26 protein-coding genes are annotated in these 25,686 nt (G+C 61.1%); 7 read left to right on the forward strand and 19 right to left on the reverse strand.

All coding sequences use genetic code 11. The features are described from left to right. The first annotated feature begins 65 nt into the window (after positions 1–65). From ftsE to AC1D2R_RS10725, 4 genes are all read left to right on the forward strand, one after another. Positions 66–725 carry a cell division ATP-binding protein FtsE gene (gene ftsE / locus AC1D2R_RS10710; protein WP_477967268.1) on the forward strand — a complete coding sequence of 220 codons (660 nt, stop codon included), beginning with the start codon at positions 66–68 and terminating at the stop codon, positions 723–725. Next, positions 718–1,728, forward strand: coding sequence for a cell division protein FtsX (locus AC1D2R_RS10715; RefSeq protein WP_477967269.1), 1,011 nt, complete (start codon positions 718–720; stop codon positions 1,726–1,728). The genes ftsE and AC1D2R_RS10715 overlap by 8 nt, the downstream gene beginning before the upstream one ends. Positions 1,729–1,796: 68 nt before the next feature. Then, on the forward strand, positions 1,797–2,513 hold the full coding sequence (locus tag AC1D2R_RS10720) for a YdcF family protein (RefSeq protein WP_477967270.1): 717 nt from the start codon (positions 1,797–1,799) through the stop codon (positions 2,511–2,513). 79 nt (positions 2,514–2,592) lie between these two features. Then, positions 2,593–3,390 (forward strand): lysophospholipid acyltransferase family protein, encoded by a 798-nt coding sequence (locus AC1D2R_RS10725; protein ID WP_477967271.1) that lies wholly within the window; start codon positions 2,593–2,595, stop codon positions 3,388–3,390. A gap of 2 nt (positions 3,391–3,392) precedes the next feature. Here AC1D2R_RS10725 and AC1D2R_RS10730 read toward each other — a convergent pair whose 3' ends face one another. Continuing rightward, complete coding sequence (locus AC1D2R_RS10730; protein ID WP_477967272.1) at positions 3,393–3,923, reverse strand: gamma-glutamylcyclotransferase; 531 nt, start codon at positions 3,921–3,923, stop codon at positions 3,393–3,395. Between the two features lie 51 nt (positions 3,924–3,974). Between AC1D2R_RS10730 and AC1D2R_RS10735 the strand changes: the two genes are divergently transcribed. Further along, complete coding sequence (locus AC1D2R_RS10735) at positions 3,975–4,976, forward strand: DUF2125 domain-containing protein (protein ID WP_477967273.1); 1,002 nt, start codon at positions 3,975–3,977, stop codon at positions 4,974–4,976. A 3-nt stretch (positions 4,977–4,979) separates the two neighbouring features. Here AC1D2R_RS10735 and AC1D2R_RS10740 read toward each other — a convergent pair whose 3' ends face one another. From AC1D2R_RS10740 to AC1D2R_RS10750, 3 genes are all read right to left on the reverse strand, one after another. Then, complete coding sequence (locus tag AC1D2R_RS10740) at positions 4,980–5,909, reverse strand: prephenate/arogenate dehydrogenase family protein (RefSeq protein ID WP_477967274.1); 930 nt, start codon at positions 5,907–5,909, stop codon at positions 4,980–4,982. Further along, positions 5,906–7,015 (reverse strand): histidinol-phosphate transaminase, encoded by a 1,110-nt coding sequence (gene hisC / locus AC1D2R_RS10745; RefSeq protein WP_477967275.1) that lies wholly within the window; start codon positions 7,013–7,015, stop codon positions 5,906–5,908. Before hisC ends, AC1D2R_RS10740 begins: the two co-directional genes overlap by 4 nt. 88 nt (positions 7,016–7,103) lie before the next feature. Further along, complete coding sequence (locus tag AC1D2R_RS10750) at positions 7,104–7,880, reverse strand: class I SAM-dependent methyltransferase (protein ID WP_477967276.1); 777 nt, start codon at positions 7,878–7,880, stop codon at positions 7,104–7,106. A 53-nt stretch (positions 7,881–7,933) separates the two neighbouring features. Between AC1D2R_RS10750 and gloB the strand changes: the two genes are divergently transcribed. Next, positions 7,934–8,704, forward strand: coding sequence for a hydroxyacylglutathione hydrolase (gene gloB / locus AC1D2R_RS10755; RefSeq protein WP_477967277.1), 771 nt, complete (start codon positions 7,934–7,936; stop codon positions 8,702–8,704). Beyond that, positions 8,704–9,126, forward strand: a complete 423-nt coding sequence (locus tag AC1D2R_RS10760; protein WP_477967278.1) for a cupin domain-containing protein — start codon at positions 8,704–8,706, stop codon at positions 9,124–9,126. Before gloB ends, AC1D2R_RS10760 begins: the two co-directional genes overlap by 1 nt. Before the next feature lie 43 nt (positions 9,127–9,169). On the opposite strand, the gene AC1D2R_RS10765 is transcribed toward AC1D2R_RS10760, so the two are convergent. The 15 genes from AC1D2R_RS10765 to AC1D2R_RS10835 all read right to left on the reverse strand — a co-directional run bounded on the left by AC1D2R_RS10765 (position 9,170) and on the right by AC1D2R_RS10835 (position 25,666). Further along, positions 9,170–9,430: a formate dehydrogenase subunit delta gene (locus AC1D2R_RS10765; RefSeq protein WP_477967279.1), complete on the reverse strand. Its 261-nt coding sequence runs from the start codon at positions 9,428–9,430 to the stop codon at positions 9,170–9,172. Beyond that, entirely contained in the window at positions 9,420–10,247 is an 828-nt protein-coding gene (gene fdhD / locus AC1D2R_RS10770; protein ID WP_477967280.1) for a formate dehydrogenase accessory sulfurtransferase FdhD, read from the reverse strand. The genes AC1D2R_RS10765 and fdhD overlap by 11 nt, the downstream gene beginning before the upstream one ends. Continuing rightward, a complete protein-coding gene (gene fdhF / locus AC1D2R_RS10775) occupies positions 10,247–13,126 on the reverse strand; it encodes a formate dehydrogenase subunit alpha (RefSeq protein ID WP_477967281.1) in 2,880 nt (959 codons plus the stop codon). Before fdhF ends, fdhD begins: the two co-directional genes overlap by 1 nt. Positions 13,127–13,130: 4 nt before the next feature. Further along, positions 13,131–14,687 carry a formate dehydrogenase beta subunit gene (locus AC1D2R_RS10780; RefSeq protein ID WP_477967282.1) on the reverse strand — a complete coding sequence of 519 codons (1,557 nt, stop codon included), beginning with the start codon at positions 14,685–14,687 and terminating at the stop codon, positions 13,131–13,133. Further along, entirely contained in the window at positions 14,684–15,163 is a 480-nt protein-coding gene (locus AC1D2R_RS10785) for a formate dehydrogenase subunit gamma (RefSeq protein WP_477967283.1), read from the reverse strand. The genes AC1D2R_RS10780 and AC1D2R_RS10785 overlap by 4 nt, the downstream gene beginning before the upstream one ends. Positions 15,164–15,330: 167 nt before the next feature. After that, a complete protein-coding gene (locus AC1D2R_RS10790; protein ID WP_477967284.1) occupies positions 15,331–16,224 on the reverse strand; it encodes a LysR family transcriptional regulator in 894 nt (297 codons plus the stop codon). Between the two features lie 70 nt (positions 16,225–16,294). Then, positions 16,295–16,633, reverse strand: coding sequence for an ArsR/SmtB family transcription factor (locus tag AC1D2R_RS10795; RefSeq protein WP_477967285.1), 339 nt, complete (start codon positions 16,631–16,633; stop codon positions 16,295–16,297). A gap of 108 nt (positions 16,634–16,741) precedes the next feature. Continuing rightward, entirely contained in the window at positions 16,742–17,512 is a 771-nt protein-coding gene (locus AC1D2R_RS10800) for an SDR family NAD(P)-dependent oxidoreductase (RefSeq protein WP_477967286.1), read from the reverse strand. 254 nt (positions 17,513–17,766) lie between these two features. After that, positions 17,767–18,171: a F0F1 ATP synthase subunit epsilon gene (locus AC1D2R_RS10805; protein ID WP_477967287.1), complete on the reverse strand. Its 405-nt coding sequence runs from the start codon at positions 18,169–18,171 to the stop codon at positions 17,767–17,769. 77 nt (positions 18,172–18,248) lie between these two features. After that, on the reverse strand, positions 18,249–19,697 hold the full coding sequence (gene atpD / locus AC1D2R_RS10810) for a F0F1 ATP synthase subunit beta (RefSeq protein WP_477967288.1): 1,449 nt from the start codon (positions 19,695–19,697) through the stop codon (positions 18,249–18,251). 23 nt (positions 19,698–19,720) lie between these two features. Beyond that, entirely contained in the window at positions 19,721–20,605 is an 885-nt protein-coding gene (locus AC1D2R_RS10815; protein WP_477967289.1) for a F0F1 ATP synthase subunit gamma, read from the reverse strand. A 26-nt stretch (positions 20,606–20,631) separates the two neighbouring features. Further along, entirely contained in the window at positions 20,632–22,161 is a 1,530-nt protein-coding gene (gene atpA / locus AC1D2R_RS10820; RefSeq protein ID WP_477967290.1) for a F0F1 ATP synthase subunit alpha, read from the reverse strand. Beyond that, positions 22,161–22,727 carry a F0F1 ATP synthase subunit delta gene (locus tag AC1D2R_RS10825; RefSeq protein ID WP_477967571.1) on the reverse strand — a complete coding sequence of 189 codons (567 nt, stop codon included), beginning with the start codon at positions 22,725–22,727 and terminating at the stop codon, positions 22,161–22,163. Before AC1D2R_RS10825 ends, atpA begins: the two co-directional genes overlap by 1 nt. 254 nt (positions 22,728–22,981) lie before the next feature. Beyond that, positions 22,982–23,371 carry an AGROH133_08824 family phage infection protein gene (locus tag AC1D2R_RS10830; protein WP_477967291.1) on the reverse strand — a complete coding sequence of 130 codons (390 nt, stop codon included), beginning with the start codon at positions 23,369–23,371 and terminating at the stop codon, positions 22,982–22,984. 78 nt (positions 23,372–23,449) lie between these two features. Further along, on the reverse strand, positions 23,450–25,666 hold the full coding sequence (locus AC1D2R_RS10835) for a primosomal protein N' (RefSeq protein ID WP_477967292.1): 2,217 nt from the start codon (positions 25,664–25,666) through the stop codon (positions 23,450–23,452). Positions 25,667–25,686: the final 20 nt, after the last annotated feature.

Below are 25,686 nucleotides of genomic sequence, written 5' to 3' on the forward strand. Positions count from 1 at the left end.
ACGACTTGTTAACGGAGTTGGTTAACAAGTCCTACGGTCAAACAAACAAAAGACTGAGATGCCCGTTGATCCACTTCGAGAATGTCGGTTTGCGCTATGGTATGGGACCGGAAATTCTCCGGGACCTGACCTTCGACATCCCGAAGAAATCCTTCCAGTTCCTAACCGGACCCTCGGGCGCCGGCAAGACGACGTTGCTGAGGCTCCTCTTTCTGTCGCTGCAGCCGACCCGCGGCCTGATCCGCATGTTCGGCCGTGATATTTCGGAAATTCCGCGCCAAGAGCTGCCGCTGATGCGCCGGCGCGTCGGCATCATCTTCCAGGAGTTCCGCCTTCTCGACCATCTGACGACCTACGAGAATGTGGCATTGCCTTTGCGGGTGCGCGGCAAGGACGAGAGTTCCTACAAGACCGATGTGCTCGAGCTTTTGAAGTGGGTCGGCCTTGGCGAACGCATCAATGTTCTTCCGCCTGTGTTGTCGGGCGGCGAGAAGCAGCGCGCGGCAATCGCCCGTGCGTTGATCGATCGGCCGGAAATCCTGCTTGCCGACGAGCCGACCGCCAATGTCGACCCGCCGATGGCGCGCCGGCTTCTGAACCTCTTCCTCGAACTGAACCGCCTCGGCACCGCCGTCGTCATCGCCACCCACGATCTGACACTGATGGACCAGGTGGAAGCCCGCCGCATGATTCTCTCGGAAGGGCACCTCGATATCCATGACTGAGCCCGTGCCCCGCCCCACAAAGCAGCCACCAGCAAAGAGCCAGAAACGGCCCGAGATGAAGGTGCGCCCGACCGCGCCGATCCTTCCCCCCGCCAACATACAGGGCAACGCGCTGATGGTGGTGATCGCCATCATGGCCTTCCTTGCCTGCCTGACGCTCGGCGGCGTCAGCATGGTGCGCTCGACGGCAGCAAGCTGGGAAGGCCAGATTTCCCGGGAGATCACCATTCAGATCAAGCCCGACGACGGGCTGGATATGGAGAAAGCCCTGACCCAGGCCCGTGATATCGCACTGACCTTCGTCGGCACGAAGAGCGGCCAGATCGTCGATGAGGCAGCGACAGCCCGCCTGCTCGAGCCCTGGCTCGGCGCTGGTCTGGATATCAAGGAGCTCCCCGTTCCCCGCCTCGTCATCATCACGATCGATGAAAGCAACCCGCCCGATTTCGAGGCAATGCGCTCACTCCTGAAGGAGAGCATACCGCAATCCTCGCTCGACGATCACCGCAACTGGGTCGATCGCCTGGTCTCGATGGCGCATACCACCGTGATGATAGGCACAGGTGTGCTGCTGCTCGTCTTTTCTGCGATGGTTCTGACCGTGGTCTTCGCAACGCGTGGCGCGCTGTCCGGCAATCGCCACATCGTCGAGGTCCTGCACTTCGTCGGTGCAGAAAGCTCGTTCGTCGCCAACGAATTCCAGAAGCACTTCCTGAAGATCAGCCTGAAGGGATCGGCTGTCGGCAGCGCGCTCGCTGCCTTGTTTTTCCTGAGCGCGGGGTTCCTCCAGAGCCGCACGCTTGCCACCCCGCAGACCGATCAGGCAACCGCGCTTTTCGGCACTTTCTCGGTTGGGGCTCTCGGATACGCCGGCATCTTTGCGACCATGATTGTGATTGCGCTCTTGACAACCTTGACTGCACGTATGACCGTCATGCGGACGATCTACGAAATCGATACCCTCCGCTCGGATCCCACCCGCGCCGATGGCCTTGTCAATTGAGCGCGCGATGCTCTTTTTGCCACGAAAGCGTCTGTTCGCGGCCTTAATCTGCGTATATTTTTCGATTCATGAGCATGGGCCACATGTTGCGTCACCCGATTCGTCCGAAAACGGAGCTTAGCCGCTCCGAAGGCGAGCCCGTGCGCCGCGGCCTGGTGCGACGCATGCTGCGCTGGGGTGGTTTCGCATTCGTAATAGCTGCCGCGCTCGTCTTCGGCGGCTTCCTTCGCTTTGCCGACTCGGTGACAACCCTGAAGCCGCCACCCGACCCTCGCGCCGACGCGATCGTCGTGCTGACAGGAGGCTACCAGCGCATCGACCAGGCGGTCGAACTGCTTCAGAAGGGCGCCGGCAAACGCCTGTTGATTTCAGGCGTCCACCCGACCACGACGCGCGCACAGCTCCGCAAGATGACCCAGGCTGCGCCGGAGCTTTTTGCCTGCTGCGTCGATATCGGTTACGACGCGCTCGACACGATCGGCAATGCCGAGGAAGCCAGCAACTGGATTCACGCGAAGGGGTACAAGAGCGTTCTCGTCGTCACCAACAACTACCATATGCCACGCAGCCTGTCGGAGCTCGCCTATGTGGACCCCGAAACGCAGTTCATTCCCTACCCGGTGGTCAATACCGACCTTAAGAGCAGCAACTGGTTCACCGATCCGAACGCGATGCGGGTCATGCTTGCTGAATATGCCAAGGTTCTTCTGGCTGGCGCCCGCAATTTGACCGGGCTCGGCCGCCATCCAGGCTTGCGCTCGGCAAGTGCCGCCCGACAAAGCTGATCAGAGCTTTTTATGGCGGCCATTATCGTGTAGGACGGCGCAACCGCTCTTCACGCGGACACCGGCCTTGGGAAAGTTCATGATCGCCCTGCGTTCCGTCCTCTTCAACACCATCTTCTACGCCAATCTGATCATCCGGATGATTGTGCTTTCACCCTATTACTTTCTGGCTCCCCGCAAGACCGCCTACCAGGTCCCAAAGAACTGGGCGCTGTCGAACCACTGGCTGATGGAAAAGATCGTCGGCACCACCTTTGAGATCGAAGGGATGGAGAACCTGCCCGAGGGGGGCTACATCCTGGCGCCGAAGCATCAATCCTTCTGGGACACCTATGCACTCCTGCCCTGGCTGAAGGATCCGGTCTACATCCTGAAGCGCGAATTGATGTGGATTCCGCTCTTCGGCTGGTACGCCAAGAAGCAGCGCATGATCCCGATCAACCGCGGCGCCCGCGGCAAGGTCATGATCGAGGCGCTGAAGCGGACGAAGGAAGAGCTTGCAACCGGCCGTCAGCTGATCATCTACCCCGAAGGCACGCGTCGCCCACCGGGGGCCGAGCCGGCCTACAAATACGGTATCGCTCGCATGTACCGCGACCTGAAGCTCCCGGTGGTGCCGGTCGCAATGCATCCGGGCCTCTTCTGGCCTCGCCGCAGCACCATGCGTTATCCCGGCCATTTCAAGGTCAGGATTTTGCCAGCGATCCAGCCGGGCATGGACCCGGACGCGTTCTTCGCCCATTTGATCGAGGTGACAGAACGCGCGAGCGATGAACTGCTCATCGACACGGCCGAGCGCAATCCTCACCTGCCGTTGCCGCCAGCCGTCGTGCATCGGCTGGCCGAACTCAGAGAGGCGAAAGCGGCCACGGCCTGACCTCAGGCCGCCCGCAAACGCTCGACTTCGTCCACGACCTGCTCCAGCCAATGATCTCGAATGCCCATCTCCTTCAGATGCGCCAGTGTGTTGAAGACGTATGCGTCGTTGGGGCCGGATTGACCCTGCGCTTCGTGGACGATGCGGGCAGCGGCAAGCGCATCGAGTGCACCGGCATACTGGGTATGATTGCGATCGACAACGTATGCGACGCCTTCGGCGCTTCTGCCGCCTTCGAGCTGAAGCGGTACCTTGCGTTCAAGGTAGACGTTGGTCACGAGTTCGCGCGCGCGCAGATAATCGATCACCTCGGCCCATAAATGGGACCCGATTCGGAACGCCATGCCCCGGCATGATCCGCCTCGATCAAGACCGAGCACGAGCCCGGGATTCTGCTCTGTGCCACGGTGCACCCAGGAGCGCACACAAAGCGAACGGCGATACCCATAAACGAGCGCTTGAGACCGCTCCACAAACTCGAACCCCGGATTCCACATCAGCGATCCGTAGCCAAACACCCAAAATTCGTCCATATCGCACGCCAGACCGAGATTCCCATCCGCGACTCACCATTGGAGAACATCATGGCAGCGTCAAGCCAATCCCGCAGCAGCAAGAAATTCTGGTTGCTCGGTGGCGGCATCGTTCTTGTGATCGCGCTTTATACCGGCGCCTGGTTCTATGCCGCGTCCGAGCTGAAGAACACGGTGCTGAAGGCGATCACTCCAGGCAATACAGCCGGCGTCACCGGCGAGTGCGCCAATATCGACTTCCGCGGCTACCCCTTCCGGATCGGTCTGTACTGCTCGAAGGTCGATGTCGACGACAACGTCAACGGCGTTTCGGCGACGTTTGGCGAGCTGCGCTCTGCGGCCCAGGTCTATGCCCCCGGCCACATTGTCTGGGAGCTCGATTCTCCGGCGGAAATTCGCACGGCACACGGATTGTCGATCAATGCCGAGTGGACAAATCTGCAGTCCAGTCTGGTCACCAAATTCAAGGGCGTCGATCGCTCCTCGTCCGTCATCGACGGGCTGAAGGCAACCGCGATCTCGTCGGTCACCGGCCAGACGATCAATTTCGATGCAGCCCATGCCGAAATCCATCTCCGACAGAACGGTCCCGATCTTGACGGCGCTATTTCGGTCATGGGCTCCAACACCGTTATCAAGGATTGGCCGCAGGTCTTTCCAAAGCTCACGGCGAGCGCCGACCTCACACTTGCGGGCAAGGCCGGCATGATCGACGGCAGCGATAGCCAGGGCCTTTACGGGGCAAGCGGTGAGCTGCGCAAGGCGGTCGCCGATATTGGCGACGGCAAGGTCATGACGCTGAGCGGCCCTTTCTCCTTCGATGAGGAAGGCTATCTCTCAGGCCAGTTCAAACTGGAGATCGAAAACCTCGGCCCGTGGCGCGACAGCATCAAGCAGACATTTCCCGAGGTGGCAAAGACCGTGGACACGGCGGCAAAACTGTTGAAAGCACTGGCCGGCGGCGGCAACAAGGTCTCGGTGGATCTCGTCGTCCAACGTGGCAACGCAACCGTGAGCGGCTTCATTCCGCTCGGCTCAATACCCCCGATCTAAGGATCAGGGTTTCTTGTCCAATGCGTGGGGGCGCCCGAAATCGGGGGCATCCACGTCTTGGCCGGCCTGGATGATCGATCGGCGGACGGTGCGGGTGCGGGTGAAAAGTTCGAAGATCTTGTCGCCCTCTCCCCATCTGATCGCCCGCTGCAGGTAGGCCAGGTCTTCGGAGAAGCGCGCCAGCATCTCCAGGATCGCATCCTTGTTGTGCAGGCAGACATCACGCCACATGGTCGGATCGGACGCCGCTAGGCGGGTGAAATCGCGAAAGCCTGAGGCCGAATACTTGATGACTTCCGATTCCGTCACGGTCTCCAGATCGTCGGCCGTACCGACGATGTTGTAGGCAATGATGTGCGGAAGGTGGGAGACGATGGCGAGCACCTTGTCGTGATGCTCCGGATCCATCTCGTCCACCTTGGAGCCGAGCGTTTCCCAGAAATGGCGGAGCCTCTTGAGCGCCGTTGCGTCGGTACCGGCGAGCGGCGTAAAGATGCACCAGCGGCCTTCGAAAAGGCCCGGGAAACCCGCGTCTGGACCGGACTTTTCCGTACCTGCCAGGGGATGGCCGGGAATGAAGTGGGCGTGCGGCGGTATATGCGGCTGCATCTGCGCAATTACCGACGCCTTTGTCGAACCGACATCGGTAACGATCGCCCCCGGCTTCAAGCTGCCGGCGATTTCCTTCGCGACACTCTCTGACGCGCCGACGGGCACCGAGACGATGACCAGATCGGCATCCTTGGCTGCGCCGGCCGCAGACGTGGTATAGTGGTCGCCAAGCTGCAGTTCTTCCGCTCGCTTCAGCGTCTCGGCGCTGCGGGTGGCAATAACCACGTCCCTTGCCAGGCCAAGCCGCTTGATGTCATGCGCCAGCGAGGAGCCGATCAGGCCGATCCCGATCAGCGCGATGCGATCGAACTGAATCGTCATGCCTTGCGTCCCATAAACTCGCCGAGCGCCTCGATGACGCCGCGGTTGGCTTCTTCAGGACCGATGCTCATGCGCAGCGAATTGGCAAAGCCGTAGCCCCTGACAGCGCGCAGGATATAGCCGCGGCTGGTCAGGAACTCGTCCGCATCGACAGCGCGCTTGCCATCGACATCGGGAAAATGGATCAGGATGAAGTTTGCGACGGAGGGCGTCACCTTCAGGCCCAGCGTTTCGAATGCCCCGGTCAGCTTCTCGATCCACATCTGGTTGAAGGCAACGGCTTCCTGCACGAACGCCTGATCGCGAATGGCGGCGGCACCGGCGGAAATTGCCGCCGAATTCATATTGAACGGTCCGCGGACGCGATTGAGCGCGTCGACGATCTCGGCCGGCGCGTACACCCACCCGACGCGCAACGCAGCAAGGCCGTAAACCTTCGAGAAGGTACGCGTCATGACGACGTTGGGATTGGACGAGACGATCTCGATGCCGGCTTCGTAGTCGTTGCGTCGGACATATTCTGCATAGGCCGCATCGAGAACAAGGATGACGTTCTTCGGCAGACCGGCATGCAGGCGGCGGATTTCGCTGACTGGAACATAAGTTCCGGTCGGGTTTCCCGGATTGGCGATGAACACCATCTTCGTCTTCGGCGTCAGGGCCGCAAGGATGGCATCAACGTCGACGGTCGCGTCATTCTCCTTGGCGACGACGGCAGTCGCACCCGCGCCCATGATCTGAATCTTGTAGACGAGAAACCCGTGCTGGGTGATGATGGCCTCGTCCCCGGCACCGAGATAGACATGGCAGAGAAGGCCGAGAAGCTCATCCGAGCCGTTGCCGCACATGATGTTAGCCGGGTTAAGGCCGTGCACCGCGGCAATCGCCTCGCGCAGTTCGATCGCCTGGCCATCCGGATAGCGTTCCAGATTGTCTGCCGCCGCGCGGAAAGCCTCGATCGCCTTAGGGCTGGCACCGAGCGGCGTTTCGTTCGAGGAAAGCTTGTAGACGCGTGCAACGCCCGGCGCATGTTCCTTGCCCGGAACATAGGCTGCGATGTCCAGAATACCTGGACGCGGAACGGGCTTGCTTATCTCTACGCTCATGGGATCGACCTTGGAAAATGCCGCTGAATCCGGCTGAAAATTGCCCAAAGGCAATAGAACGGAAAGACGATCTTGTCGAGTGGGAGGCCTATCTGCTGCGTGTTGTCGGAACGCCGTGCGGCGCGAGAACGGGCACGAAGACGCGGCGCGACGCGCGGGCCGCCACCGGCAGGCCCTGGTAGAGCCGCTTCTGCGCTTCGACGATGATGACACCGGAGAAGGCCGGCCACATCGTCCGTCCGACCCGCTCGAAAGCGCTTCGAAGCCGCATCATCGTCCGAAGCTGGGAGGGCGGAAACAACAGCGCTTCCGCCGTCGCTCCCGGGGTGAAGTTCGTTTCGCGCAGCAAGTGCGTGAGCTGGCCGCGCGAATAAGGGCGCCCCGAGCCGAAGGGCGTGTACTCCATCCGCGCCCAGACGCCGCGACGGTTCGGCACGACGATTACAAGCCGTCCACCCGGCGCCAGCACCCGCCACAGTTCCTTCAACGTCTCGCGGGGGCTCTCGGCAAACTCGAGCGAATGCACCATCAGCACGCGGTCGATCGAGGAATCCGGCAGCGGCAACTCTTCGTCGAAGATCAGCGCCGTGGAGGACAGCGATCCCATCGGCCAGTTCACCGCACCCTGCCCCGCGGGCATGAATGCAAAGGTCCGTTCCGTATCCGCCCGAAAGCGATCGAGGTAGGGGACGGCATACCCAAGGCCGACCAGGCGTTCCTGCGGCAGCCGCACCCAGAGCGAGGACAATGCCATCGCGATCGACTGCTCGGCTATACGGCCGAGGTCGGAATGATAGAACTGGCGTAGATCGACAATATCGGCGTGCATCGCAACAAATGTTATCAGCGGGCGGTTGGACTTCAAGGCCGGAACCTCTACATTCCGGATATGTCCGCGATAAAGAGGTATATGAGGCTATGAGCCCTTTGGAATTAGACGTTTTTCTATGCCGTTCCGATAATTTCGGTGTGCTTGTCCACGATCCCGAGACGGGCTTCACCGCCTCGATCGACGCCCCGGATGCCAACGCTGTCATATCGGCAGCAGAGCGCCGCGGCTGGAAGACCACCCACATTTTCACGACGCACCACCATACAGACCACGTCGAAGGCAACCTTGCGCTGAAGGAGAGGTACGGCTGCGAAATCGTCGGCCCGATCAACGAGGCGGTCGCGATCCCCGGTCTCGACAGGACGATGGCCGACGGCGACACGTTCCTGTTCGGTGACCATACAGTGAAGGTCATCGAGACGCCCGGTCATACGGCTGGCCATATCTGCTACCACTTCGTCGATGACAAGCTTCTCTTTGCAGCCGACACGCTCTTTGCGCTCGGTTGCGGCCGCCTGTTCGAGCGACCGGCGGCTGACATGTGGCATTCCCTGCAGAAGCTTGCCGTGCTGCCGGACGAGACGGCCATCTACTTCGGCCACGAATATACGCTGTCGAACGCCCGCTTTGCCTTGACGATCGACCCCGACAACGAACGGCTGAAGAGCCGCGCGGCAGACATCGAGGCACGGCGTGCCGCGGGCAAGTTCACAATCCCGACGACGCTGGCGATGGAAAAGGAAACCAATCCGTTCCTGCGCGCCGCCGATCCCGCGATCCGCCGCAATCTGCTGATGGAGAGCAGGACCAACGAGGAAGTTTTTGCCGAAATCCGCAAGCGCAAGGATAATTTCTGATGTCGCCTGACGATATTATCCGCGAGCTTTCGATGCAGCCGCACCCAGAAGGCGGCTGGTACGTCCAGACCTTTCGCGACACGGAAGGCGGCTCGCGCGGACACTCGACGGCGATCTACTATCTGTTGAAAGCCGGCCAGCGCTCGCACTGGCATCGCGTCCACGACGCCGCCGAGGTTTGGCATTACTACGCCGGCGCACCGCTGGCACTCCACCGCGCTGAAGACGGCGGCAGGAGCGAGACCGTCAAACTCGGAATCGATATTCTGAACGGCGAACGCCCTCAGGCGGTTATCCCGGCCGACTGGTGGCAATCGGCCGAAACGCTCGGCGACTATACGCTCGTTGGCTGCACCGTTTCTCCGGGCTTCGAGTTCACCAGCTTCGAAATGGCGCCGCCGGATTGGGCACCGGACGCCTGAGCCCGGCTGCACCGGCAATGCCACAGAAGGACTGCGCAATGCCTTACACAGGTTCACCCTTGATCACCGGCATCGGGGCCGGTTCCGGCCTCTTGACCAAAGCGGCCGCCTGAACGACCAGGGGGCTTAGCCCGCTGTCCTCCCGATCCAGGATTTCGAAAAGCTGGCGCCGCATGCGCGGTTCCCAGAATTTGTTGATGTGGGTTGCCACACCCTGAGCAGCTTCGCTCGCGGGCTGGCTGTTGAAGAAGGTCGCGATCTGGTTGGCCATGTACACGAGCTTGGCTTGGGTATCATGCGACATCGGAGATGCTCCCCGGCTGAATGCGGTGCGGATGCGTGAAAATCTCGAAATCCTCGCCACGCACTAGTGCAACAAGCGTCATGCCGGCCTCCCCTGCAGTGCGGATCGCAAGCGCCGTGGGCGCGGATATGGCGATCAGAACGGGGCTTCCAAGGATGGCAGCCTTCTGCACCATTTCAACCGACAGGCGGCTGGTGACGGCGACGGCACCTGCTCCACCCGATACTTTCGAACGTAGGACCGCACCGCATAGTTTGTCGAGCGCATTGTGACGGCCGACATCCTCGCGGACAGCGACAAGTCCCTTGCCCCGAACATAGAAGCCGGCACCGTGGACCGCCCGGGTTTCACGATGCAACGGCTGGGCGCCATTCAGAAGCGAGACAGCCTCAACCACATCTCGATAGCTGATCGTCATTCCCACGGCCGAAACATCCGGCACCTTGCGAACTGCCTGCTCGATCGACTCGATGCCGCAGAGGCCGCAGCCGACGGGTCCCGCCATGCTGCGGCGACGTACCTTCAGCGCATCGGCTGCCTTGTCGACGAGGGCGATCTGGATGTCGATGCCCAGTTCGCCTTCGACGACGTCGATGGAGGCGATTTGGGCCGCGCCGGAAATGATTCCCTCGGTCAGCGTGAAGCCAACCGCAAAATCCTCGATATCATCCGGCGTCCCCATCATCACGGCATGCGTCGTGCCGCCGTACGAAAAGGCGATCGGCACCTCTTCAGGCACGATACGCTCGCCCGATATAACGACACCGCCGCTGCGTGCGATTCGTCTGACGGCAATCCGGGTCGGCGGTTGTGTCATTACTCAGCGGCCTCCAGCTTGCCGGATATGCGTCGGCTCTGCCGCGCCTGCTCGTCATATTCCACCTGCCAGTCGGATGGACCGTTGGACGGCGAAACCTGCACTGCCGTCACTTTGTATTCCGGGCAGTTGGTCGCCCAGTCGGAGAAATCGGTGGTGATGACGTTGGCCTGGGTATCCGGATGGTGAAACGTTGTATAGACGACACCGGGCGCGACGCGATCGGTGATCAGCGAGCGGAGCGTCGTATCGCCGGACCTGCTCATCAGCTTTACCCAGTCGCCATCGCGGATGCCGCGCTGCTCGGCATCGTGCGGATGGATCTCCAACTGATCTTCCGCATGCCAGACGACGTTTTCGGTGCGCCGTGTCTGCGCGCCCACATTGTACTGGCTGAGAATGCGCCCGGTCGTCAGGAGCAGCGGGAAACGAGGTCCGGTACGCTCGTCGGTGGCGACATACTCCGTACGTATGAACTTACCCTTGCCCCGCACGAAGCCATCCACGTGCATGATCGGCGACCCCTCCGGATGCGCCTCGTTGCAGGGCCACTGCACGGATCCCAGCTTGTCCAGATAGTCGTAGGAGACGAGCGCGAAGCTCGGCGTCGTCGCCGCGATCTCGTCCATGATTTCAGAGGGATGCTTGTAGTTCCAGGCAAGACCCATCGCCTGCGCCAGCTTCTGCGTCACTTCCCAGTCGCCGTAGCCGTTCTTCGGGCTCATCACCTTGCGCACGCGATTGATGCGGCGCTCGGCATTGGTGAAGGTGCCATCCTTTTCCAGGAAGCTCGAGCCTGGCAGGAAGACATGCGCATAGTTCGCCGTCTCGTTGAGGAACAGGTCGTGGACGACGACGCATTCCATCGCCGCAAGACCCGCCGCGACATGTCTGGTATCAGGATCGGATTGCAGGATGTCCTCGCCCTGCACGTAAAGGCCCTTGAACGAGCCATCGACGGCGGCGTCCAGCATGTTCGGGATTCGCAGGCCCGGCTCGTCGCTGATCTTCACACCCCAGAGCTTTTCGAAAATATCACGCGTCGCGTCGTCCGATACGTGGCGATAGCCAGGCAGCTCGTGCGGGAAGGAGCCCATGTCGCAGGAGCCCTGCACATTGTTCTGGCCCCGCAACGGGTTCACGCCGACCCCGGGCCGGCCTATGTTGCCGGTCGCCATCGACAGGTTGGCGATCGCCATCACGGTCGTAGAGCCCTGGCTGTGCTCGGTGACGCCGAGGCCGTAGTAGATCGCGCCGTTGCCGCCAGTCGCATAGAGCCGGGCCGCCCCGCGTACGAGCTCCGGGGGAACACCCGTGAACTTCTCCGAGGCTTCCGGGCTGTGATGCGGCTCGGCGACGAAACCTGCCCAATCCTCGAACTCCGACCAGTCGCAACGCTCGCGGATGAAGGCTTCGTTGAACAGCCCCTCGGTCACGATTACATGCGCCATTGCGGTCAGGATAGCCACGTTGGTGCCCGGAATGAGCGGCAGGTGATAGGACGCCTTGATATGCGGCGAGCGAACGATGTCCGTGCGACGCGGATCGATGACGATCAGCTTGGCGCCCTGGCGCAGGCGCTTCTTCAGCCGCGAGGCAAAGACCGGATGGCCGTCGGTCGGGTTGGCCCCGATGATGACGACGACATCACTCTTCTCGACGCTGTCGAAATTCTGTGTTCCCGCCGACGTGCCGAAGGCCTGGCCGAGACCGTAGCCGGTCGGCGAGTGGCAGACGCGGGCGCAGGTATCGACGTTGTTGTTGCCGAAACCGGCACGCACCAGCTTCTGGACAAGATAGGTTTCCTCGTTCGTGCACCGCGACGACGTAATGCCGCCGACAGAATCCCGGCCATACTGATACTGGATACGGCGGAATTCCATGGCGACATGCGCGAAGGCTTCGTCCCAGGTCACTTCACGCCAGGGGTCGGAAATCTTCTCGCGGATCATCGGATTGAGGACCCGGTCCTTGTGACTGGAATAGCCGTAGGCGAAACGCCCCTTGACGCAGGAATGGCCGCGGTTCGCCTGCCCGTCCTTCCACGGCACCATGCGCACCAGCTCTTCGCCACGCATCTCCGCCTTGAAGGAACAGCCGACACCGCAATAGGCGCAGGTAGTCACGACCGAGTGCTCGGGCTGGCCGATTGCGATGACCGATTTTTCCGTCAACGTCGCTGTGGGGCAAGCCTGAACGCAGGCGCCGCAGGACACGCATTCCGACGAAACAAAATCCTCGCGCATGCCGGCCGAGACGCGCGAATCGAAACCACGCCCTTCGATGGTCAGCGCAAACGTCCCCTGCACCTCCTCGCAGGCGCGCACGCAACGCGAACAGACGATGCACTTGGCGGGATCGAAGGTGAAGTAGGGATTGGATTCGTCCTTAGGCGCCCATTTCAGATTGATGCCGCCGTTGTTGGGCGCCTTCACGTGGTTGTCACCGTCATAGCCGTAGCGCACGTCGCGAAGACCGACGGCGCCCGCCATGTCCTGCAGCTCGCAATCGCCATTGGCCGCACAGGTCAGGCAGTCAAGCGGATGGTCGGAGATGTAAAGCTCCATCACCCCGCGGCGAACGTCCTTGAGCCGGTTCGTCTGCGTCGAGACAACCATGCCCGATGCCACCGGCGTGGTGCAGGAAGCCGGCATGCCGGCGCGGCCCTTGACCTCCACCAGACAGAGCCGGCAGGAGCCGAAGGCTTCCATCATGTCTGTGGCGCAGAGCTTCGGGATCTCGATGCCGGCGTCCATCGAGGCGCGCATGATCGAGGTACCCTCGGGCACCGAGATTTCGTTGCCGTCGATGGTCAGCGTCACCATCGTTTCGGATGTCGAGGCCGGCGTGCCGTAGTCGGTTTCTGGAACGAGGGACATGGTCTTACTCCGCCGCTTCGATAAGGGGGGTGGGCACGAAATCGTCAGGGAAATGCGTCATGGCGCTCATCACGGGATAGGGCGTGAAACCGCCAAGCGCGCAGAGCGACCCGAACTTCATGGTATTGCAAAGATCGGCGAGCAGTTCACGGTTCTTCTGCGGCTCGATGCCTTGCGCGATCTTGTCGGCGGTTTCCACGCCGCGCGTCGAGCCGATGCGGCAGGGCGTGCACTTGCCACAGCTTTCGACCGCGCAGAATTCCATCGCGAAACGCGCCTGCTTCAGCATGTCGGCGCTATCGTCGAAAACGACGATGCCGGCATGGCCGATCAGACCGTCCCGGGCCGCAAAAGCCTCGTAGTCGAAAGGCGTGTCAAACAGCGCCCGCGGGAAATAGGCCCCGAGGGGGCCGCCGACCTGAACGGCCTTTACAGGCCGGCCGGATGCCGTGCCGCCGGCGATCTCATCGACAATCTCGCCGAGCGAAACGCCGAACGCAATTTCGAACAACCCGGCATGTTTCACATTGCCGGCAATCTGCAGCGGGATCGTGCCGCGCGACCGGCCCATGCCGAAATCGCGATAATAGGCCGCTCCCTTCTCCATGATCACCGGCACGGAGGCCAGCGAGATCACATTGTTGATGACAGTGGGACAGTCGAACAGGCCCTTGTGGGCGGGCAGCGGCGGCTTGGCGCGCACGATACCGCGCTTGCCCTCCAGGCTGTTCAGCAACGCTGTCTCCTCGCCGCAGACATAGGCACCGGCACCGGTGCGAACCTCCATATCGAAAGCCCTGCCCGAGCCGAGAACGGATAGCCCGAGTATCCCGGCGCTTCTCGCAATATCGATTGCCCTGCTCATGGCCGCAATCGCATGAGGATATTCCGAGCGCGTATAGACGAACCCCTTGGTCGCCCCGGTCGCGAGACCCGATATCGCCATGCCCTCGATCAACACGAAGGGATCGCCTTCCATGATCATCCGGTCGGCAAACGTGCCGCTGTCGCCCTCGTCGGCGTTGCAGACGATGTATTTGCGTGTGCCCGGCGCGTCGAGCACGGTCTTCCACTTTATGCCCGTGGGAAAACCGGCGCCGCCGCGTCCGCGCAGGCCGGAATCGGTGACTTCCCTGACCACGTCGGCAGGCAGCATGGAAATCGCGCGGCGAAGCCCCGCGAGGCCGCCATTCGCCTCATAGTCATCAAGAGACAGCGGATCGGTGATGCCGCAGCGGGCGAATGTCAAGCGCGTCTGCCGCTTGAGGAACGTCAGCTCTTCCACCTCGCCAAGACAGAGCGCATGATCGCCGCCCGAAATCAGCCCGGCATCGAACAGCGCGGCGACATCTCTTGGTTTCACCGGCCCGTAGCCGATCCGTTTGCCGGCCACTTCGACTTCGACCATCGGCTCCAGCCAGTGCATTCCGCGCGAGCCGTTGCGCACGATCTTCGCATCGAGACCGCGGGCGACAATCTCCTGGGACATTGCTTCTGCCACTTTTTCGGCCCCGAGCGCCAGCGCTGCGGCGTCGCGCGGAACATAGATCCTGACGGTCATCTGCGTGCCTCCGAAATCAACTCTTCGAGATCGGCAGCATCCACCCGGCCGTGCACCTCGCCGTCCATCATCGCAGACGGCGAGCATGAACAGAGCCCAAGACAGAAGACGGGCTCGAGCGTGATCACACCGTCTGGCGTCGTGCCATGCCAATCGATGCCGAGCATCGCCTTGGCGCGTTCGGCAAGCTGATCGCCACCCATCGACTGGCAGGCCTCGGCCCGACAGAGCTTCAGCACATGCCGACCGGCCGGATGATCGCGATAGTCGTGATAGAAGGTGACGACGCCATGCACTTCGGCACGCGACAGGTTCAGCTCGTTGGCGATCACGGGAACCGCGTCCTGCGGGATATAGCCGAACTCATCCTGAATCCCGTGCAGGATCGGCAGCAGCGGACCTTCAAGCGCTTTGAGATTGTCGATGATGGCGCGGGTGCGCGCCGGGATATCGCCCTTGGCGATATGGATATTCATCAGCAGCCCTCCCACGGCCTGCACATTGGGCGGAGCCGTCGGATAGGCGGACTTTCTTCCGAAACCTGTGGCCGACGGAACCGCTAACGTACGTTCAGTATAGGACTTTCTCAGGGAAGCGCGAAGTGATCAATACGGCTGTTCCGTCAGACGATAGGAGATTTCTATCAGTCTTCGGTCTGAGCAGCGAGAATTCTCGCCTCGTGCAGCAGTGCCGAGACCAGCGGCGCGAAGGGTTCGCGATGGGTAGCAACAAGGCCAACGACATGGTGCACCTGCGGCTCGACGATCGGAATCATGCGGATCTCTGCAGGAAAACCGAAGGATTTGGCTACATTGCGGGGCATGATGCTTGCCCAGCGCCCTGTTCTTACATGCGAAAAGAGCACGATCATCGAATTCGATTCGAGCGTCGGATGGACGGTCGCGCCTGCCTGCTCAAGAAGTTGATTGATGATCCGGCGATTCTGCATGTCCGCGGTCAACAGACAAAGCCTAAGATCTCCGACTTCCCTCCAGGTAACACTGTCTCGATCGGACAACGGGCTCCCGGCGGCGGTGATCAGATTGTAGTGCTCGGCATAGAGCGGCACGCTTGTGACCCGGCCGAGCGGCTCGTTCTCCAGGTAAGTGATGCCGGCATCAATCTCCAGATTCTCCAGCATGCTCAGCACCTGCAGCGAGTTGCGAGACATGATGGAGAAAGTCACATCCGGATGCCGCTCCTGAAACGGCGTGGTGATGCGCGGCAGCATCGCCAGCGCCGTCGGAATGACCGCAATCTTGATATGACCGGAAAGCCCTTTGCGCGCCGCGCGCATTTCCTCGCGCATGGTGCGGGCATCCCCCACGATGCGCCTCGCCCATTCGAGCACCCGTTGGCCCTCTGGCGTCAGCCCCTGGAAACGCGATCCGCGGCTGACGAGCATGACGCCGAGCTGATCTTCCAGCTGGCGGATGGCGGCGGAAAGGGTGGGTTGCGAGACACCGCATTCCTCGGCGGCGCGGCCGAAGTGCTTCTCATTGGCAAGCGCGATGAAGAATTCCAGCTTGTCGATCATTCGGCCTCCGCGCCGAACCACGGCTCCCCTCATTTGCCCCGGAGGAGCAGCACTCCGCAAGCCCCTGATATCAATCCTGCGCCGCAGGTACCATGACGAAGAGAGAACCGAGAAAGGAAACTGTCGCCGGTTTGCTGACACGATAGTAAATCAGACGGCCCTCGCGACGCGTTGTGACCAATCCCTCCAGCCGCAGCCGCGCTAGCTGCTGCGACACCATCGCCTGCTGGATGCCGAGGATATCTTCCATCTCGCCGACGGTCTTTTCCTCTTCCGCCAGAATGCAGAGAATGAGCAGCCGCGTGTGGTGGGCAAGCGCCTTCAGAAGGTCACTCGCCTCGCGTGCCCTCCTTGAAAACCTTTGGAGTTCCTGATCGGCCATACCCGATCTCAGTGTGGGCAAATGCATTCTGAATCTCTAGTTGCATAAATATCGAAAAGCGAACCGTCAGAATAACATATACGCGTGGAACGATTGTCTGGATTTCCTAAAATGCCAAAAAAAGTCACGAACCCATCAGCAGATCAGCTGGCCGCCGTTGATTTCGAGCGTTTGCCCAGTCACGTAGCCGGAAAGCGACGGCGCCGCCAGGAAGAGGTAGGCCGGAGCACAATCCTCAGCCGTACCCAAGCGCTGGAGCGGTATACTCTTTCGGGTCTGCTCGAGCTTATCAGGTGAGGAATAGCGTTGGTGAAAATCGGTCTCGATTGTTCCGGGCGAAACGCAGTTGACGCGTATTCCGTCCCGCGCGAGCTCCCTGGCAAGCGCCTTCGAATAGGTTGCGACGAACGCCTTCGAGGCTGAATAGATCGCCGAGCCCGGGCTCCCTCCGGTCAGCGCGGAGATCGACACCGTGTTGACGATGGCGGCGCCCTGTGCCGCCCTTAGGGCTGGCAACAACGCGCGCGTCAACTCGACCACCGACGTTTGGTTCAACTGAACAATCGCCCCGTACTGCTCATCGGTAAGCGTGTCGGCAGGAAAGCGGCCGAACATCGTTCCGGCATTATTGACGAGAACATGGAGGCGATCGCAGATCGTCAGCACCTCGGCAGCGAATTCCCGCGTTCCACTTTGCGACGAGAAATCAGCCGCTATCAGGAAGGCCCGACGGTCCTCGGCCGCTGTCAGCAGAAAATCCGGAAGGGGCAGGTCGGCGCTTCGGCCAACGTGAACGAGTACCTTTGCGCCGCAATCAAGAAACTGCCGTGCGACTTCTAGGCCGATCCCTCGGCCCGCTCCGGTCACGACTACGTTCCGGTTTTCAAACAGTTTTGGATGAAACAATGTCTTTCCCCCGAAATTTGGCGTTCAACCCACCATCTATGAATTTGGCCAAACCGACAAGAACGGAGGTTGGGGCTAAGGAACGGTCCTGGCTAGACCGCACGCGCCCGGACCAGTCGCGAATCCGCGCTCCGGCCGAGCGCGGCGGCTTGTCCAACCGATGCAAAGCGGCGATCAACAGCACCGAGCATTGGAGAATGCTAAAAAAAAAAGCGGCCATCAGGCCGCTTCCATGCTCCGAGCTGAGAGCTCGTTCAGTCTTCGATGACGCCGCTGAGGTGGGTCATTTCCATGATGAAGTGCTCTAGCTGTGACTTGTGCTCGTGGTGCTGTGCGTCCAGAAGCTCAAGCTTTGCAGCTTCGATGCGGCGGGTCAACTCGTCCTTGTTGAGGTCTTCGATGGCAACTGCCGACTCTGCGAGCAGGGTGCAGCCCGTCGGCAGCACATCAGCGAAGCCACCAAACACCACATACTCGCGCTTTGCCCCGTCAGCGGTACGAACGCGGACAATACCCGGCTTGATCGTCGTCATCGTCGGCGCATGGTTCGCCATGACGGTCATCTCGCCCTCGGTTGCCGGAATGACAACTTCGGTCACCATCTCCGACAGAACCAGGCGCTCCGGAGATACGAGTTCAAAATTGAAATTGTCAGCCATGACGTTTCACTTCTTGATTGTCTTTGAAACGAGAGACGGCGCGCTTGGGCGATCCCAGCGCGCCGTGAGTGAATGCATCAAGCCGCTGCAGAGAGCTTCTTGGCCTTTTCAACGGCTTCTTCCATCGAGCCGACCATGTAGAAGGCAGCCTCAGGCAGGTGGTCGTAGTCGCCGTTGACGAGACCCTTGAAGCCCTTGATCGTGTCTTCAAGAGCAACCAGCTTGCCCGGCGAACCGGTGAACACCTCGGCAACGAAGAACGGCTGCGACAAGAAGCGCTCGATCTTGCGGGCGCGGGCAACGGAAAGCTTGTCCTCTTCAGACAGTTCGTCCATGCCCAGGATCGCGATGATGTCCTGCAGAGACTTGTAGCGCTGCAGCGTAGACTGAACCTTGCGAGCGATCTCGTAGTGTTCTTCTCCGACGACCAGCGGGTCGAGCATGCGCGACGTGGAGTCGAGCGGGTCAACAGCCGGGTAGATACCCTTTTCAGCGATCGAACGCGACAGAACGGTCGTTGCGTCCAGATGGGCGAACGAGGTTGCCGGAGCCGGGTCGGTCAAGTCGTCGGCCGGGACGTAGATGGCCTGAACGGAGGTGATCGAGCCGGTCGTCGTCGTCGTGATGCGTTCCTGCATCTGGCCCATATCGGTGGCCAGCGTCGGCTGATAGCCAACTGCCGATGGGATACGGCCGAGCAGAGCCGACACTTCGGAACCTGCCTGGGTAAAGCGGAAGATGTTGTCGACGAAGAACAGAACGTCCTGACCCTGGTCGCGGAAGTTTTCGGCAACCGTCAGACCGGTCAGTGCGACGCGGGCACGTGCGCCCGGCGGTTCATTCATCTGGCCGTAAACGAGCGCAGCCTTGGAGCCTTCGCCGCCGCCGTGCTTGTTGACGCCGGATTCGATCATCTCGTGGTAAAGGTCGTTGCCTTCGCGCGTACGTTCACCCACGCCGGCGAATACCGAGAAACCACCGTGCGCCTTGGCGACGTTGTTGATCAGTTCCATGATGAGAACGGTCTTGCCGACGCCGGCGCCGCCGAACAGGCCGATCTTGCCGCCCTTGGCGTAGGGCGCCAGGAGGTCGACGACCTTGATGCCGGTGACGAGGATCTGCGATTCCGTGGACTGCTCGACGTAAGCCGGAGCATCCTGGTGGATGGAGCGCTTGGAAGCAGTGACCAGCGGACCTGCTTCGTCGACCGGCTCGCCGATGACGTTCATGATGCGGCCGAGCGTTTCCGGACCGACCGGAACGGAGATCGGAGCACCGGTGTCCGTCACCGCCTGACCGCGAACCAGACCTTCGGTCGAGTCCATTGCGATCGTGCGAACGACGTTTTCACCCAGGTGCTGCGCGACTTCGAGAACCAGGCGGTTGCCCGTGTTCGTCGTCTCGAGCGCGTTCAAAATCGCCGGCAGTTCGCCTTCGAAAGCAACGTCAACGACGGCGCCGATAACCTGCGTGACCTTACCGGCAGAGCCTGCCGCAGTCGTCTTGGGGGTAGCTGCCTTAGCCATCTTCTTACCCTCTTTCCCTAACCTCAGAGCGCTTCCGCGCCCGAAATGATTTCAATGAGTTCCTTGGTGATCTGCGCCTGACGCTGACGGTTGTAGCTGAGCGTCAGTTTATTGATCATCTCACCGGCGTTACGCGTCGCGTTGTCCATCGCGCTCATCTTGGCGCCCATTTCACCGGCAACGTTCTCAAGGAGCGCACGGAAAATCTGGACCGAAATGTTGCGCGGGATCAGATCCTCCAGGATCGATGCCGGATCTGGCTCGTACTCGTACACCGCACCCGCATGCGCAGCATCCTGGGAAACGGCAGTCGGAGCCGAAGCCGGAATGAGTTGCTGAGCCGTCGGGATCTGCGAGATGACCGACTTGAACTCGGAGTAGAAGAGCGTGCAGACGTCGAACTCGCCGGCGTCGTACATCTCGATGATGCGCTTGCCGATCTGATCCGCGTTGTCGAAGCCGACACGCTTCACCTCGCGAAGCTCCTTGCGCTCGACGATGAGCGAGGCGAATTCGCGACGCAAAACGTCAAAGCCCTTCTTGCCGACGGTGAAGATCTTCACCGTCTTGCCTTCGGAGATCAGCCTACGAGCATGGTCGCGCGCGAAACGCGAGATCTGCGAATTGAAGCCACCGCAAAGGCCGCGCTCTGCAGTGCAGACCACCAGCAGATGAACCTCGTCCTTGCCGGTCCCGGTCATCAGCAGCGGCGCACCGTCCGCATCGGTCACGGCATTGGCGATGTTCGCCAAAACCGCACCCATGCGTTGCGAATACGGCCGGGCAGCTTCGGCCGCCTCCTGCGCACGCCGAAGCTTAGCCGCGGCGACCATTTTCATCGCCTTGGTGATCTTCTGCGTCGCCTTGACGGAGGCGATCCGGTTTTTCAGATCCTTAAGTGAAGGCATCCGTTATCCGTCCTAACTGGGTCCGATTACGAGAAAGACTTCGCGAAGCTATCGATGGCAGCTGTGAGCTTGCCCTTCGTATCGTCGCTGATTGCCTTTTCCGTGCGGATCGTGTCGAGGATGGCAGAGCCTTCCGAGCGGAGGTATGACAACAGGCCCTGTTCGAACTTGCCGACCTGAGCGACCGCGACTTTGTCGAGGTAGCCGTTGACGCCTGCGAAGATCACCGCGACCTGCTCTTCCGTCTTCAGCGGCGAGAATTGCGGCTGCTTCAGGAGCTCGGTCAGGCGCGCACCACGGTTCAGCAGCCGCTGCGTCGCAGCGTCAAGGTCAGAACCGAACTGTGCGAAGGCGGCCATTTCGCGATACTGGGCGAGTTCGCCCTTGATCGAGCCGGCAACCTGCTTCATCGCCTTGATCTGCGCGGCGGAACCGACGCGCGAAACCGACAGACCGACGTTAACAGCCGGGCGGATACCCTGATAGAACAGGTCGGTTTCGAGGAAGATCTGCCCGTCGGTGATCGAGATCACGTTCGTCGGAATGAACGCCGAAACGTCATTGCCCTGCGTTTCGATAACAGGCAGAGCCGTCAGGGAACCAGCGCCCTTTTCGTCGTTGAGCTTTGCAGCGCGCTCGAGAAGACGCGAATGCAGATAGAAGACGTCGCCCGGATAGGCTTCGCGGCCCGGCGGGCGGCGCAGCAGCAGCGACATCTGGCGGTAAGCGACAGCCTGCTTGGACAAGTCGTCGTAACCGATCAGCGCATGCTGTCCGTTGTCACGGAAGTATTCCCCCATGGTGCAGCCGGCAAACGGAGCCAGATACTGCATCGGAGCCGGATCGGAAGCCGTCGCAGCAACGATGATGGAGTACTTCAGCGCGCCGCGTTCTTCAAGAACCTTGACGAACTGGGCAACAGTCGAACGCTTCTGGCCGATAGCAACGTAGACGCAGTACAGCTTTTCACTGTCCGGGCCGTTGTCGTGGATCGCCTTCTGGTTCAGGATCGCGTCGAGAATGATCGCGGTCTTGCCGGTCTGGCGGTCGCCGATGACGAGCTCGCGCTGTCCGCGGCCGACGGGGATGAGCGCGTCGATGGCCTTGAGGCCGGTCGACATCGGCTCATGAACCGACTTACGCGGAATGATGCCAGGAGCCTTGATATCGACGCGCGAACGGCGTGTCGTATTGATCGGGCCCTTGCCGTCGATCGGGTTACCGAGAGCGTCGACAACGCGGCCGAGCAGTTCCGGACCAACCGGAACGTCAACGATTGCGCCGGTCCGCTTGACGGTGTCGCCTTCCTTGATGCTACGGTCGGAGCCGAAAATAACGACACCGACGTTATCGGACTCAAGGTTCAGCGCCATGCCACGGATGCCGCCCGGGAACTCGACCATCTCGCCTGCCTGGACGTTGTCCAGACCATAAACGCGAGCGATACCGTCACCGACGGAGAGCACCTGACCGACTTCTGAGACTTCTGCCTCTTTGCCGAAATTTTTAATCTGATCTTTGAGAATTGCGGAAATTTCCGCGGCGCGGATATCCATCAGCCAACCTCTTTCAATGCAAGCTTAAGGGTAGAGAGTTTGGTACGAAGAGACGTGTCAATCTGACGGGACCCGACCTTCACGATCAGTCCGCCAAGAAGAGACGGATCAATCGTGACGGCAATCGCCACGTCTTTGCCGGTGACGCCTTTGAGCGCCGCCTTCAATTCAGTTTCCTGCGCTGCGGTCAGCGCATGCGCCGAGGTGACCTCGGCAGAAATTTCGCCACGCTGCTTGGCAGCGATGATGCGGAAGGCCTTGATCATGCCCGGAAGGGCAAAGAGGCGGCGATTACGCGCCACGACCTTCAGAAAGTTCGCGAAGAAGCCGCTAATCCCAGCCTTCTCGCTGATCGCGATGATCGCCTTAAGCTGATCGTCGGCCGCGAAAACCGGGCTCGAAACGAAACGCCTCAAATCGTCGCTCTCATCCAGCATCGCCTGGAACCGGTCGAGATCGGCAGTCACCGTCTTGACTGCACCTTGCTCGAGCGCCAGTTCAAATAGCGACGAGGCATATCGTTCTGCAACACCAGATGTAAGCTGGGACGTGTCTGCCACGGGCACAAATTTCCCTGATTTCAATCCAAGAATCCGGCTTCCGGCGGGCGCCTGATCTAAATTCCTGAATTCGTTATGATTTCCCCCAGAAATCGCAAGAGAAGCCTCTTGCTTCTTCCGAAATTCGGGGTCCGTCTAACATAGGATCTCCGGACTCGCAACACGCGTAACGCCCGAATACGGCTTTAGCATCGATTTCTGACGCAAAAATGCGGAATGCTTCGAAAGCGAGCTGGGAACCCGCCCGATATCCACACAAGTCACGCTGAAAAGAAACCGAAAACGTAACCAAGCGGAAGCGCGGCGAGAACGATTTGCACAACCATGAGTATATAGTTGAGAATCGTCCCTCCCTTATCGGAAAGAAGCGAGATGAGGCGTGCAAAGGCCGCCATGGCGAAGGCGGCACCGAGTGCCATGTAGATCCAATCCTGCGCCAGCATGACCGCAGAGAGGCCAAAGCCGAGATAAAAGCCGCCCATGGAGCGCTGTTCGGCATAGCCGTCGCGCCGGCCTTCGCCCGGCTGCAGCCCGAACAGCCGCATCGCGTAACCAGGCGCGAACATGATGATGAGACCTGCCAGCGCCGTGAATGCCGCCGCGCCAAAGGCAAGGCGCTCGCCCAGCTCCGTCGGAAAATAGAAATCCATGAATCGACCCCGAATACCTGTTTCGCTGTCCTTATGCCACGATTGCGGAAGTCAGCAAACGTACTGAATGCTGGTGACCTACAAGAAGCTCTGGGGATCGATATCGAGCTGCACGTGCACCGAGCCGCGCTCTTTCGGCGACTGCGACAGCATAACGCGCAGGAAGCCCTGCATGTCGGAGTTCCTGCGTCCGTGCACCAGCAGGCGGAACCTATGGCGTCCGCGCACCAACGCCAGCGGCGCCTCGGCAGGGCCAAGCACCGAAATGCCCGTCACCTGCGGCGCTGCCTTGCGCATACCGCGGGCGTGGTTTTCCGCATCGTGGCGCGTCTCTGCCGAGACGATGATCGACGCAAGCCTGCCGAAAGGCGGCAGAATGGCGCGCTCCCGCTCGGCGATCTCGCGCTGGTAGAATGCCCCCGCATCCCCGGAGACGATCGCCTGCATGACAGGATGCTGCGGCTGGTAGGTCTGCAGCAGGCCGTGGCTCTTGAGGCCGGTTCGCCCTGCGCGGCCGGTGACCTGTGACAGAAGCTGAAACGTCCTTTCGGCAGCTCGCGGATCGCCGTTTGCAAGTCCGAGATCGGCGTCCACGATGCCGACCAGCGTCATCAGCGGAAAATTATGCCCCTTGGCGACCAGCTGCGTGCCGATGACAATATCAGCCTCCCCCTTGGCGATCGCGTCGAGCTCCAGCCGCAGCCGCTTGACGCCGCCCATGATGTCGGAGGAGAGCACGATCGTGCGCGCATCCGGAAAATGGCGTTCTACCTCCTCGGCGATCCTTTCGACCCCTGGGCCGCAGGCGACCAGATGATCGAGCGTCCCGCATTCCGGGCAGGCCTCCGGCGTGCGCTCGTTGTGACCGCACTGATGGCATTGCAGCTGCTTCTTGAAGCGGTGCTCGACAAGCCAGCTGGAACATTGCGGACACTGGAAACGATGGCCGCAGACCCGGCATAGCGTCAACGGCGCGTAGCCGCGCCTGTTGAGGAACAGCAATGCCTGTTGTTTCTTCTCGACCGTCTTGCCGATTGCGCGGACAAGGACCGGCGACAGGAAGCCGCCGCGCTCCGGGGCGTGCCTGCGCATATCGATCAGATGCAGGTCGGGAAGCGCGGCATCGCCGAAGCGAGTCGGCAGATGAATGGTGCTGTAGCGACCGCTCTGGCCGTTGACCTGGCTTTCGACAGACGGCGTCGCTGAGACGAGCACCACCGGAAAGTCCCCGATCCGCCCGCGCACCACGGCCATGTCGCGGGCGTTGTAGAAAACGCGGTCCTCCTGCTTGTAGGCAGGGTCGTGTTCCTCATCGACGATGATCAGCCCGAGTTCCTCGAATGGCAGAAACAGCGCCGATCGCGCGCCGGCCACGACGCGCACCTCGCCGGTGACCGCCTGCCGCCAGACTTTTTCGCGCATGCGCGGCGCAAGATCGGAGTGCCATTCGGCAGGCTTGGCGCCGAAGCGATCCTGGAACCGCTCCAGAAAGCTCGCCGTAAGCGCAATTTCCGGCAAGAGGATCAGCACCTGTTTGCCTTGCTTCAGCGTCTCCGCAATCGCCTCGAAATAGACCTCTGTCTTGCCCGAACCGGTCACACCATCGATAAGCGAGACGGCGAATTCGCCCTTGCGGACTTCGCCAAGTATCTCTTCGGCCGCCTCCTTCTGCGGCCCCTCGAGCCGCGACGTCGTAAAATCGGGATCAGGCTTTGCGACGACAGGCGGTGGCGGCAGGAACGCTGTTTCGAAGATGCCCTGGCTCACCAAGCCATCGACGACACTTGTGGACACACCGGCCGCATGGGCAAGACCGCTTCGCGTCCATGACAGCCCATCGCCGGCGATATCCAGTACACGACCGCGCGCCGGCGTCATCCGCTCGGGTTCGCCACCGACAAAGCGCAAGCCTTCCACCATCGGCTCCGGCTCGAAAGCGTTCGGCGCACGCAGCGCCATGCGCGCCACAAGCCCGGGAGGCGACAGCGTGTAGCTCGCGACCCAGTCTATGAAGTCGCGCATCTCCTTGGATAGCGGGGGGCAATCGAAGACATGGCTTACAGGACGGAGCTTCTTCGGGTCGATACTCTCGTCCCCGCCGTCCCAGACGACGCCGATCACTTGCCTCGGTCCGAGGGGCACCTGCACGACCGAGCCCGGCTCGACCGCCATGCCGTCCGGCACGGCGTAGGAATAGGGTTTGGGCGCAGGCATGGGCACGAGCACCGGGACCGTGCGGCTCGCAGGCGGCGTCTCAAACAGGACTCCGAAGAGATCGGACGAATCTGTGCTCATCGGGCGAGACCATGCCCGCA

It is taken from the genome of Rhizobium sp. P1_C7, assembly GCF_056406295.1.